Below are 12,352 nucleotides of genomic sequence, written 5' to 3'. Positions count from 1 at the left end.
TCTTTCTAAAATTAGCTATGAAATAATTTCATTTTAATATCTTGATCATAGTTACCAAAGCCCTGCCCAAAAATAGTACATCCACCATGATGATTAGCATCTTCTTTTATTTGGAACCGTACTGTGAAAGTAGGGGTACTCCAATCAATATCTTTAATTGATACTTCAGTGAAGGGCTGCCCGTCTAAGTAACTACCATGGTCAGTAACTCTAAACGTCTTCAGTATTCCGTACTGATTAACATTGTCTGGAACCCAGTCAGGGGTGAACTTTCCACGAATATCGGAAAAATCCCCGGGACTTGTCCAAGTACCTATCTCAACATTATTAATATAAACAGTTATATCTGAAGGCCAAACATTATTTGAAAAAGGAAATTCCGACCCTAGTTCCGCTGATAGGTCAATCATTTCAAGATGATCGTTTTCTTCTAAATAATTAGGAAATTGATATTCAACAAATCCATCGTTCCACCAAATCATTCCGGCACCAATTCTTTCAGGGCTCATAAAATATGATGGATTATCCACTTTTCCAATATAGTCGCTTTTACCCGCCAGTCCGCATGAAGGTACGACAGAATAGTTAGTATATTGTCCCACGGGAACTTGAGTTTCATAGACCGCAAAAGCCGGATATATAGGCGTGGGGAAATGAATGTTAATGTTATCCACTTTTAAATATGATACTTTACTGTGCCCGTGACGTTCGAATCCAATTATTTCTCCTTCAGCAAGTTTATTTAAATGCATGAGGGTAATCGTGCTACTGAGATTTAATTTTTCAGATAACTCCTGCACACTCATTCTTTTGTGAGAAAGTTCTTGAATGATTTTTATCCGAACATCACTCGCTAACGCTTTATAAGTATTCAAAGAACTGTTGGTGATATCTAAATCCATTTCAATTTCCTTTCTATAAGTAAATGTATATGTTTTAGGAACGGAATCATAATTAGTATACATCATTGTTTTGATAATAAAAATGTTAATCATTTTAAATGTATGCGGTTACTTAGCCGCGATTAAACAATATAAATGTTTATCATAAGCTCTTTTTGTAAAAAACATCACTAAAAATATTGTAATCGGTTACATTGAATAATACTATATGCTTGTGCACAAGATTCAATAGAAAATAACTAGGGGATGTTTAAATGACTATATATTCAAGTCCATTAATAGTGCAAAGAGCGGATCCATACATCTATAAGCATACGGATGGATTTTATTATTTCACTGCTTCGGTTCCTGCTTACAACTTGATTGAAATTCGAAGAGCAAAAACACTTGAAGGATTGGCACACGCTGCTCCCAGAACAATTTGGCGTAAACACGATAGTGGTGCGATGAGCCAATTGATATGGGCTCCTGAAATTCATTATATTGATGGGAAATGGTTTATTTATTTCGCAGCTGCTGAAACTCAGGATTTTGATGATAATGGTATGTTCCAGCATAGAATGTTTTGTATTGAATGTGATAATGCTGACCCGATGAGGAGCGAAGATGATTGGGTTGAAAGAGGACAAATTAAGACACCTATGGACACGTTTGCTTTAGATGCAACTTGTTTTCAACGTGACGGCAAACTGTACTATGTTTGGGCTCAGAAAGATCCAAAAATTTTTGGAAATACTAATTTATATATTTCTGAAATGGAAAATCCTTGGACTCTAAAAACTGATCCAATCATGATTTCCAAACCTGAATATGATTGGGAAACAAAAATCTTTGCTGTTAACGAAGGACCCGCAATCATTCATCGGAATGATAAATACTTTTTAACATATTCAGCAAGCGCAACGGATGAAAATTACTGTATGGGAATGCTCAGCATTCCAGATAATGCCGACTTGTTAGATGCAAGTAATTGGATAAAGAAGGATAAGCCAGTATTTCAGAGTGACTTAAAAGAGCATCAATTTGGACCAGGACATAATTCGTTCACTAAGGCAGAAGATGATGAGACTGACATATTAGTCTACCATTGTCGTGATTATACAGATATTAAGGGAGATCCTTTATACGATCCTAATAGACACACTAAAGTCCAATCATTTTCATGGAATGATGATGGAACACCAAACTTTGGCAAACCACTGCCTTACAACTACGAATAATGTGAAGGAGGAGACTGAACATGGATACAAAAGATCTTAGTAGTAACAAAATGCCAGTTACAAATGAAAAAAAGAACTTCTGGGGTTTCCCATTTACTCATTTTAGTTATTTTTTCATTTGGGCAGTAGTTTATGGATACTTAACATTGTGGATGGAGCAAGTCGGACATCTTAATGGTGTACAGTCTGGTATGGTATTCTCAATGATGGCTGGAATATCTTTAATCTATCAACCATTCTTCGGCGTTATATCTGATAAACTTTTATTTAAAAAGAACTTAATTTTAACTATTGCAGTTGCAGGAATGTTTGTGGGCCCTTATTTCCAATGGGCATTCTTACCATTGATGCATGTTAATTCAGTTTTGGTTGCTGTTGTAACAGGTGCATTTCTTAGTTTTATTTTAAATGGTGGAGTATCAGTTATTGAGCAATATGTTCAAAGGGCTAGCTTAGCTAACCACTTCGAATATGCACATTCTCGGGTTGGTGGTTCAGTTGCCGGCGTTGTTGCTTCGTTAGTCGCAGGACGTTTATTTATTTGGAGCCCTAACTCGATATTCTGGGCTTGTACTATTGCCGCAATTATTTTGGTTTGCTTGTTATTATTTTCTGATAAAATCAACATGGACAATGCTGATGTTGCAGGTGATACTTCTGATTCATTGGACTGGAAAACGGTCTTATCAGTGTTCAAAATTAAAAATTTATGGGTGTTAGCAATCTTTTACATGGGTGCATCTGCATTATATGATGTTTTTGATCAGCAGTTTATTATCTTCTTTAAAACATTTTTCCATACGGCGGCTCAAAGTACGCTTGTATACAGTTACATGACATCTGGCCAAACTGCCATTGAATTTTTATTAATGTTCCCAATGCCTTGGATTATAAATAAAATTGGTTCCAGAAACGGTTTAGTTATCTATGGGCTTGTTACGGCTTTACGAATAATTGGTTCAGCTTTATCTCCAAATTGGATCTGGGTAGTTGGATTCCGTTTGTTAGCAGGCTTAGAAATGCCATTATTGTTAACTTCAATTATGAAGTATATAGCAGGTGCATTTGATATCAGGTTATATGCTACCATTTATGCATTGGCTTCTAATTTTGCTAAACAGATTTCTGTTTTTATTTTTTCAACATTAGCTGGTAATTTATATGATAGCATTGGCTATCAACACACATATATTTACATGGGAATTTTTGTGTTAATCATTACAGTGTTCGCATTATTCTTCTTGAAGAAAGAGGATCCTGTTCAGGCTGGTGAACGAGATGAAAATGGAAAGATTTTATCCTGATTTATAAAACAATGAAATTTCACCTAAAATAAAAGTTTCGTGGGAATCAAGATCTATAAAAAGTTACATTACTATTTAGGAGATAATAATTTGGTGATTTACCGAATTATTATCTCCTTTTTTGATTTTTAATATGTAATCAATTTAGTGAAGCTTTGTGTATTATTCTAAAGTTTTTCAATCTAAGAAATCATATGAAAATTATATATAGTTTAGTCAATGATGAATTTTAGGAAGGATTTTGATTGATTAATTGAAATAAGTGCAAAAAAGCCTGATACTGGATAAATGAATCCAATATCAGGCTTTAATATTTGCATTGTATTAATAAGTTAAGTTAACTGGTCTTGAGAAACCAACCACGTGCCACCAAGGAGCATAAACTTTTTCAACGACGACACCCCGATTTTGAGAGTCAATCATTTTACCGTTACCAATGTACATTCCCACATGTGAGATGCTATGTTTGCTACCACCAAAGTATACTAGATCACCCTTTTTGATGTTTGATTTAGAAACTTTTTTTGTATGATTATATTGTTGTTGAGCTGTACGTGGAATTGATTTTTTGATGGATTTTTTATATACGTATTTTGTAAATCCTGAACAATCAAAACGAGTAGGGCCAGTTGCACCCCAAACGTAACGAGCACCTAAATGCTTTTTAGCAGTTTTGAGAACAGAATCATATGAAGTACTGTTGCTATTAGCAGAAACTTTTGATGAAGGATTGATAGCAATCAACATTAAAGCAACTGTTGCAGCAAATAACAATGTTTTAGAAATAGTTTTAATGATTTTATTGAAAACGATATTAAATTCTCCTTTTTGACTCTCTAGTGAATGTATGCCTTATTGGCTGTGATGTAATTGCCATTAGATAATTGGAATCTATAAGCTTTACCATCGGACTTCACGACGTCGGTTACTGAAAGACTAGTTTCTGCTGAAATCTTTTTAACACGATTTTTAAAATTCTTGTCTGAATATTGGTAAATTGCTTTAGTAACAGTGATTTTCTTGCTGTTTGGTAAGCTGGTGAAGTAACTTGGAGTTACATGAGCACTGGCATTGCTATACCAACTAGCCACCTTACTAGTAACAGCCTTACTTAAATCAACGTTACCAGAAATTCCACTTAACCGACCGGTTGATGTGTATTGCCACAAGTCAGTTTTAACATTAGGTTTAGTAGAATAATTAGCGATCCATGAACCATCGAACTTAGAATAATTTATCTTATAAGTGTTTACATAGTTTTGGTATGAATAATAAACTAAGGGTTTGTTAGTTAATGAACGCATGGTTGATAACCAAGCGTTAACGTAACTTTGTTCGCTACCTTTACCTTTACGATGTTCATTGTCTAATACATAGAAATTAGCTTTTTTGCTGCTGCGCTTGTAAAAGTCACGAGCTTCTTTTTTTGCGTCGGCTACACTGCTGAATTCTGCGTATCCGTATTGACCAAAGGGAACTTTGTATTTATAAGCTCCAGCGGCATTGACGTCTTTTTTGGTATCAATTCTAAAGTCAGCATCACCGGTGTCACCATGTTGAACTCTGATGATAACCATCTTTAGTTCTTTGGATGCTTTGCTCCAGTTAATGTTGCCTTGATATTGAGAAACGTCAGCGATTTTAGTTTTGCTAGCATAGGCAGTAGTGCCAATAGTGAAAGCTGCCATTGCTCCCATGAATATTCCAGCAAATTTTTTAAAGTTAATTGTCATTTAAGTGATCCTCCTCTAAAAGATACAAGGCACATTATATGGGATGAATGCTACTAAACAATATCAAGGCTATTTCAGAAGTGTTAAAAAAGATTGCATGGCAAAAAATCGATTGTAAATCCCTTTAATAAAAGGGTTTAAAACTACAATATATTTAAAAATTTTATTTTATATGTCGTTAATTCGTTATAAATTTTGTAAATTATCGTTCTTATTCGTCAATTGTTTCAATAATAGTTAATAATGTAATATAAAACACGATGTATTTAATGAATAAACCGTTCGCTTGGACGTGTTGTTTCTTAATAATATCAGGTACAATAGAAAAGCATTAAAAATCATGGGAAGAGTTTGACAATATTTATGAATAAATTAAATGGAAAAAAATCATTTTATCTTAAAGCAATCATCACTCCAATAGTTGTAATGGCCATTATCTTTTGGCTTCTTCATATTAGTCCGTTTGGTCCCAAAAACTTCTTGGTTAGTGATTTGGCCACTCAGTACTTGCAATTTTTTACTGAGCTAAGAAGACAGTTGCTTCATCTTCATTTTTCAAGTTACTCATTTTTGGTTTCAATCGGTGATAGTGCTGTTCCAATTTATTCTTACTATTTACTAAGTCCGTTTAACTTGATTATTGTTTTCTTTAAAAATGCCCAATTACCAGTTGCGATTGATTTGATTATTTGGTTGAAAATCATTTTTGCCAACATATCAATGAGTATTTTTCTTGCTAGAAAATATCAAAAGTACGACTTAATGACGATTGCCGCAGGGGTGGCATATGGTCTTTGCGGATTCGTGGCAATGTATTTTTACGACTTGATGTGGCTTGATGCCTTAATTATGTTGCCAATCGTCGTCGCAAGTTTGGAAAGATTAGTCAAAAAGAATCGCGTGTGGCTTTATGTGTTCACACTGACTTACACGATAGTTACTAATTACTATATGGGTTACATGATATGTATATTCATGGTTTTGTACTTGGTATATCTTTTGATCAATGAAAAACCTCAGGGAATGAAATTCACTAAATTTGCCGGAACTCAAAAACAAGTTATTGGGAGGTTTAGTTGGTATTCTCTCTTAGCAGGTGGTATGTCTGCGATCGTGTTGATTCCAACCGGCTTTGCTATGATGACTACTGGTAAAGGTAGTTTTGAATTAAAAAGTTTTATCCCAATTGTTAGTTTCGGGCCAAGTGTGTTAACTAATTTGGGCGTCGGTGCTAATAATTTTAACGATAGGTTATTTCATGATCCAAGTGTGTTTAGTGGCACATTGTTCATCATTGGATTGATTTGTTATTTCCTATCTAAACAAATTAGCCGTCAAAGTAAGCAGGCAGCTGGCTTCATACTAACCGCTAGTTTCTTAGGTATGTGGATTTTGCCATTCAATACGATTTGGCACATGTTCCAGCAGCCGGCAGGATTTCCATTTAGAATGGTTTACATGCTTAGTTTCTTGATTATTATGTTTGGTTTTGAAGCATATACTAAAAATGTTTTTGAGAATCGGCAACTAGTCACTAGATCGACAAAGTATGTTGTGATCAGTTTGGTAATCGGTTACATATGTGCCAACATTTTCAGCGAAATCATCCGCGTGTTTAATATTAATAATATTCAATTTTCTGTTAATAACTGGCATTTGTTAGTCAGCTTTGTGTTTGTTGTGATTACATCGATTTTAATGGCAGGGATGACCATTCAGTCAAAGAACAAGAGAAATTTATTGTTCTTACTTGTGATATTTGAGATGGGGACCAATTTCGTTCTATCCACTGGCGGAGCTACATTCATGAATCAACGGAATTATGCAGATGCTTACAACTACAGTGCCAAAATAATTAATCGTGATGAATCTGACAGTATTGAAAATGGTCGGGTTTATCGGTCACTGGTTGTTAATCAAGCGTTTAAATCTTTGTATCCTAATCCATATTCTGGTTATAACGATTCATTGATCTTTCAAAATCGTGGAATCGGTTCGTACAGTTCCACACTAAATTCACAGACCCACTATGTCCTCGAAAATCTCGGCTTTTCAACTAGGAATATTCGTCGAATTGACATGCTCGGGGGGACAGAAGTTACTAATCATATATTAGGGGTGCGCAACATTATTACGGTCGATCCGCATCAAGGCTCAACCGTTCAAAATAATAAAGTCCCTTCAATCGGTTTTATGATGAATGATGAGGTTAAGAATTTAACTTTTGAAAAAGGTATGGTCTTTAAAAACTTGAATCGAGTTGCCCAAATTGAATCCGGAAAAAATTATCAATACTTCAAAGCCCCTCGGATCCTATCGGTAAATAAATTAGGCAGTGGCCCATATACTTATGAAATGAAATTTACTGCACGGACAGATGGCTCACAATATCTATATATTCCGAACATTCGTCTCCAAGGAATCAGTATTTACGTAAACGATAACCTTATCTCACCAATTTACAGTGGATTAGGAACTGAAGTTATTCCATTGGGAAGCAAGAAATACAATGAACAGTATTCTGTTAAAATCGTTTCTCCCAATTCCTTATCAGGAATAGAAAATGATGTTTCTGGTTTTGATAATTTTGCATTTGATCGAGATGCGACTAATGCACCAATTAGCACCCTTAAATTTGATAATCCTAAAAACATTAATTATCAAGGAGACGACTTTGCTGGAGAGATTCAAGTAAAGCAGAAAAATCAAATCTTATTTATGAGTATGCCTTTTGATAAGGGGTGGCATGTCACTGTTAATGGTCAACCTGGGCAAGTAATTCGAGTTGCTGATGGATTAATGGGTGTTGAATTACCACAAGGCAATAATAGAGTTCATTTTAAATATGAGGCTGGTGGATTAAAAGTAGGCTTAATTATTTCAATTATGATGTTCGGATTGACTATAATCACTGCTGTAGTAAGGCTTTATCGTCGTCAAAATGTAAATTAATTTCAAAAAGTGTCAAGCTTGTATTTGAGAATATAACCTAAGGATTCCCAATTTAACGCCTTTCTGCGAGCACGTAAAAAATATTTGTGTTTTTTAAGTTTCCCCTTGTGAAAATTATTTTCAAGATATATAATCATATTTGGAAGTATTTAAATATGATGTTTTTAAGAACGGGAGAAAGAAAATATGCAAATTGGTATGATTGGTTTAGGTAAAATGGGTCTTAACTTAGTTAAGAACATGATTCGTAACGGAAATGAAGTTGTTGCATTCGATTTGAACGCTGACAATGTTAAGCTTGCTGAAGAAGCAGGTGCGATTGCTGCTACAAGTAATGAAGACCTTGTAAGCAAATTACAAGCTCCTAAGACTGTTTGGATCATGGTTCCAGCTGGCAAGCCAACCGACTCAACTGTTGAAGAATTAGTTAGTCTTCTTTCATCTGGTGACTACCTAATCGATGGTGGTAACTCATTCTACGAAGATTCAGTACGTCATAACGAAATTGCTGCTGCTAAGGGAATTAACTTCTTTGACTGTGGTACTTCAGGTGGTAAAGATGGTGCCTTAAATGGTGGTAACTTTATGATCGGTGGACCAAGTAAAGAAGCGTTTGAACACTTAGTACCATTATTTGAAGGAATTGCCCAAGAAGATGGTTACCTATACACCGGTAAACCAGGTTCAGGTCATTACCTTAAGATGGTTCATAACGGTATTGAATACGGTATGATGGAAGCTATTGGTGAAGGATACGATGTTCTTCAAAACAGTCAATTTGAATACGATAACGAAGCAGTTGCTAAGGTTTGGTCACATGGATCAGTTATCCGTGGATGGCTAATGGAACTTGCTGAAGAAGCATTTGCTAAAGATGCAAACTTGGAAAACATCACTGGTGTTATGCATTCATCTGGTGAAGGTAAGTGGACTATCCAAGAAGCTCTTAAGCTTGGTGTTCCAGTTCCTGTTATTGCTAACTCATTGTTTGTTCGTAACTACTCAGAACAAGATGACACATTTACCGGTAAGGTAGTTTCATCATTGCGTAACGGTTTCGGTGGCCACGCAATGGACATGAAAAAATAATTAAAACTAATGACAGCGTCTCATTAATGAGGTGCTGTTTTTATTTTTGGATATATTTTCAAACATGAATTAAATTAGTATGTAAGCGTTTTTCATTGGGTTGGATATGTGGTTTAATATAGATATCATAATCTATGATTAAAGGGGACCAGAAGACCATGAAAATATTGATTGTTAATGCAGGAAGCTCATCATTGAAGTTTAAGTTGTTTGAAATGCCTAACGAAGATGTCCTTGCAGCCGGAGAAATTGAAAGATTGAATATGCCAGGATCGAAAGTGAAAATTAAGTATGGCGATAATCAAGTTTTTAAAGACCAACAAGATAATATTAGTTACGACAAATCTGCTGGAATTATGTTGAATCGTTTAAAAGATCTCCATGTTATCGATCACCTAGGCGATATTAAAGTAGTTGCTCATAGAGTTGTCGCGGGAGCCAATGATTTTGATAAGGTCACCAAGATTACTCCTGAAACACTCAGCCGGATTGTTGAACTTGGCGAAATCGCTCCAATCCATAACCCTAGTGAAGCCAAATATATTGATATCGTCACTTCAATATTACCTGATGCGACACAATACGCAGTTTTTGATAGTGCATTCTTCCATGATGTTCCAGCAATGAATGGTCAATATGGAATCCCTCATGAATTAACTAAAAAATTTGGTATTCAAAGATATGGTGAACATGGAATTAATCACACCTACACTACTCAACAAGCCATGAAAATGTTGGGGACTGATAAAGCTGATTTAGTTACGCTTCATTTGGGCTCAGGGGCTTCTGTTGCAGCCGAAAGAGATGGGAAGTGTTATGACACCTCAATGGGTTACACACCTATGAACGGGCTTTTAATGGGAACTAGAGCGGGGGATGTTGATCCTGCATTGGTACCATATTTAATGAAACGAATGGGTGCTTCAGCTGATGAAGTTATTGAAATGTTCAACGAACGATCAGGAATGCTTGGCGTTTCGGGTATTTCTTCAGACATGCGTGATCTAGAAGAATCATCTGATCCACAAGCTAAGTTAGCATTAGACATGTTTTTAAATCGTGTTATTAAGTATGCATCATCGTATATCACTGAATTGGATGGCGTGGATGCAATCGTCTTCTCCGGAGGAATTGGCGAACATGATGAATGGGTTCGTTCAGAAGTATGTAAAAAATTACGTTGGTTTGGTGTTGAATTAGATGAAGAAAAAAATAAGGCGCAACAGTTTGGTGATCTAAGCGCTGTTGGATCGAAAGTGAAGGTATTTTTAATTCCTGCCGATGAAGAGATTGCAATGGTTAGGGATGTTTACGACTATCAAAAATAGTGATTAGTTAACGGAATTATCTTTTAATAAGTGAAATTATTTGCCCTGATCTTTTTGATCAGGGCTTTTTTTGTTTATAAAATAATTCAATCTTTTAAAAACCAAAACCCCAATAATTATAGGTACGTATAAAAAATCGTAGAAAATATTTCTCTAGTATATCACTTGAAAATAAGTATTTTTGACGGAAATGGTACTTATAAATATTAAACATTTCATTGATTTATACGTACAAATAATATAACATAGTCAATGTAAGCGTTATCTAAAATTTTTAACATTTTGTTGTGGAGTGCAAAATAGCGGTATTTCCTATCATTTCAGTGACGTTTTACGCGAATAAATATTATGGCCATAATATTTTCAATTGATTTGATCAAAAATATATTGAGGAGAATAGTTATGGAAAAAGAAAAAAAGATCCCAAGTGGTTTTATATATTTCTTTGGTTCCTTTGGAGGAATTCTTTTTGGGTATGATATTGGTGTAATGACCGGAGCATTGCCCTTTTTGCAAATAGATTGGGGATTACAGAATAGTGCCGGTGTCATAGGATGGATCACTTCTGCAGTTATGTTCGGTGCTATTTTTGGTGGAGCTATAGCTGGTCAATTGTCAGATAGACTTGGTCGTCGGCGAATGATTCTTATTTCAGCATTAATTTTTGTTGTTGGTTCTCTCTTGTCAGGAGTTTCTCCACATAATGGAGCAATTTATTTAATAATTGTTAGAATCTTTTTGGGAACTGCTGTGGGTGCCGCATCGGCTCTGGTTCCAGCATATATGTCAGAAATGGCTCCCGCAAAATTTAGGGGCCAATTATCTGGATTGAATCAAACAATGATTGTTTCAGGTATGCTTTTATCATATATAATTGATTTCTTGCTTAAAGATTTGCCTGAGCATTGGGCATGGAGATTAATGCTTGGTTTAGCTGCAGTTCCAGCTCTTATTTTATATTTCGGTGTTTTGAAACTACCTGAATCACCACGTTTTCTTGTTCGGACTGGACATGAAGATGAAGCACGTAAAGTATTAACTTACATTCGTAAAGATGACACAGAAATTGATAAAGAATTGTCAGATATCAAAGAAACAGCTAAAGATGAAAAAAATGCTGCTGTGTCAACATCATGGGCTACTCTATTTAGCGGTAAATATAGATACTTAGTTATTGCCGGAATTGGGGTAGCAGCGTTCCAACAATTCCAAGGTGCAAATGCAATCTTTTATTATATTCCTCTTATTGTTGAAAAGGCGACGGGTAATGCTGCAAGTTCAGCTTTAATGTGGCCAATCATTCAAGGAGTCATTTTGGTACTTGGATCATTGCTGTATATCGCAATTGCTGATCGTTTTAATAGACGTACTTTGATTATGATGGGCGGTACCGTTATGGGACTGTCATTCTTGCTTCCAGCCATAATTAATTGGATGATGCCAAACACTAGTCCAATGATGATTGTTGTATTTTTATGTATATATGTTGCCTTCTACTCATTCACATGGGCCCCACTTACTTGGGTTATTGTAGGGGAAATTTTCCCACTTGCAATTCGGGGTCGTGCATCAGGTTTGGCATCGTCATTTAACTGGATTGGTTCTTGGCTAGTAGGACTTTTATTCCCATTGATGACGGCTGCAATGCCACAAGAGGCTGTATTTGCCATCTTTGGTATAATTTGTATTTTTGGGGTTATCTTCACTAAATTCTGTGTTCCTGAAACACGTGGACGTTCCCTTGAGGAAATTGAAGAACAAGGAACAGGTAAATAATTCGTAATTATTACGACTCGTTCAAAATTTCGAATAATCATATGAATA

The 12,352-nt window shown here is 35.4% G+C and carries 9 protein-coding genes; 6 read left to right on the top strand and 3 right to left on the bottom strand.

The annotated features are described in order from the left end of the window. Positions 1–11: 11 nt before the first annotated feature. The gene (locus O0236_RS09890; protein WP_268913456.1) at positions 12–902 is read right to left on the bottom strand and encodes an ArsR/SmtB family transcription factor; all 891 of its coding nucleotides are present in this window, start codon (positions 900–902) and stop codon (positions 12–14) included. Between the two features lie 254 nt (positions 903–1,156). Here O0236_RS09890 and O0236_RS09885 point away from each other — a divergent pair, with 254 nt between their 5' ends. Both O0236_RS09885 and O0236_RS09880 read left to right on the top strand, forming a co-directional pair. Beyond that, positions 1,157–2,122: a glycoside hydrolase family 43 protein gene (locus tag O0236_RS09885; RefSeq protein WP_268913455.1), complete on the top strand. Its 966-nt coding sequence runs from the start codon at positions 1,157–1,159 to the stop codon at positions 2,120–2,122. A 20-nt stretch (positions 2,123–2,142) separates the two neighbouring features. Further along, positions 2,143–3,426: an oligosaccharide MFS transporter gene (locus O0236_RS09880; protein ID WP_268913454.1), complete on the top strand. Its 1,284-nt coding sequence runs from the start codon at positions 2,143–2,145 to the stop codon at positions 3,424–3,426. A gap of 324 nt (positions 3,427–3,750) precedes the next feature. Here the strand turns inward: O0236_RS09880 and O0236_RS09875 are convergent, their stop codons facing one another. Further along, the gene (locus O0236_RS09875) at positions 3,751–4,173 is read right to left on the bottom strand and encodes a C40 family peptidase (protein WP_268913453.1); all 423 of its coding nucleotides are present in this window, start codon (positions 4,171–4,173) and stop codon (positions 3,751–3,753) included. Between the two features lie 89 nt (positions 4,174–4,262). Then, on the bottom strand, positions 4,263–5,159 hold the full coding sequence (locus O0236_RS09870; protein ID WP_268913451.1) for a GH25 family lysozyme: 897 nt from the start codon (positions 5,157–5,159) through the stop codon (positions 4,263–4,265). A gap of 363 nt (positions 5,160–5,522) precedes the next feature. On the opposite strand from O0236_RS09870, the gene O0236_RS09865 reads away from it, so the two are divergent. The 4 genes from O0236_RS09865 (at position 5,523) to O0236_RS09850 (ending at position 12,304) form a co-directional block, all read left to right on the top strand. Continuing rightward, on the top strand, positions 5,523–8,111 hold the full coding sequence (locus O0236_RS09865) for a YfhO family protein (RefSeq protein WP_268913450.1): 2,589 nt from the start codon (positions 5,523–5,525) through the stop codon (positions 8,109–8,111). A 186-nt stretch (positions 8,112–8,297) separates the two neighbouring features. Continuing rightward, on the top strand, positions 8,298–9,200 hold the full coding sequence (gene gnd, locus O0236_RS09860; RefSeq protein ID WP_268913449.1) for a phosphogluconate dehydrogenase (NAD(+)-dependent, decarboxylating): 903 nt from the start codon (positions 8,298–8,300) through the stop codon (positions 9,198–9,200). 158 nt (positions 9,201–9,358) lie between these two features. Further along, a complete protein-coding gene (locus O0236_RS09855; RefSeq protein ID WP_268913448.1) occupies positions 9,359–10,528 on the top strand; it encodes an acetate/propionate family kinase in 1,170 nt (389 codons plus the stop codon). A gap of 402 nt (positions 10,529–10,930) precedes the next feature. Then, complete coding sequence (locus O0236_RS09850; protein WP_268913447.1) at positions 10,931–12,304, top strand: sugar porter family MFS transporter; 1,374 nt, start codon at positions 10,931–10,933, stop codon at positions 12,302–12,304. The last annotated feature ends 48 nt before the right edge of the window (positions 12,305–12,352 follow it).

It is taken from the genome of Lentilactobacillus sp. SPB1-3 (assembly GCF_026913205.2).
Lineage (GTDB): Bacteria > Bacillota > Bacilli > Lactobacillales > Lactobacillaceae > Lentilactobacillus > Lentilactobacillus terminaliae.
This window is presented reverse-complemented; position numbering and strand designations above follow the sequence as displayed.

Coding starts and splice junctions, on each gene's coding strand:
- gnd (WP_268913449.1), top strand. CDS start 8,298: ATGCAAATTGGTATGATTGGTTTAGGTAAAATGGGTCTTAACTTAGTT.
- O0236_RS09885 (WP_268913455.1), top strand. CDS start 1,157: ATGACTATATATTCAAGTCCATTAATAGTGCAAAGAGCGGATCCATAC.
- O0236_RS09880 (WP_268913454.1), top strand. CDS start 2,143: ATGGATACAAAAGATCTTAGTAGTAACAAAATGCCAGTTACAAATGAA.
- O0236_RS09865 (WP_268913450.1), top strand. CDS start 5,523: ATGAATAAATTAAATGGAAAAAAATCATTTTATCTTAAAGCAATCATC.
- O0236_RS09875 (WP_268913453.1), bottom strand. CDS start 4,173: ATGTTGATTGCTATCAATCCTTCATCAAAAGTTTCTGCTAATAGCAAC.
- O0236_RS09890 (WP_268913456.1), bottom strand. CDS start 902: ATGGATTTAGATATCACCAACAGTTCTTTGAATACTTATAAAGCGTTA.
- O0236_RS09850 (WP_268913447.1), top strand. CDS start 10,931: ATGGAAAAAGAAAAAAAGATCCCAAGTGGTTTTATATATTTCTTTGGT.
- O0236_RS09855 (WP_268913448.1), top strand. CDS start 9,359: ATGAAAATATTGATTGTTAATGCAGGAAGCTCATCATTGAAGTTTAAG.
- O0236_RS09870 (WP_268913451.1), bottom strand. CDS start 5,159: ATGACAATTAACTTTAAAAAATTTGCTGGAATATTCATGGGAGCAATG.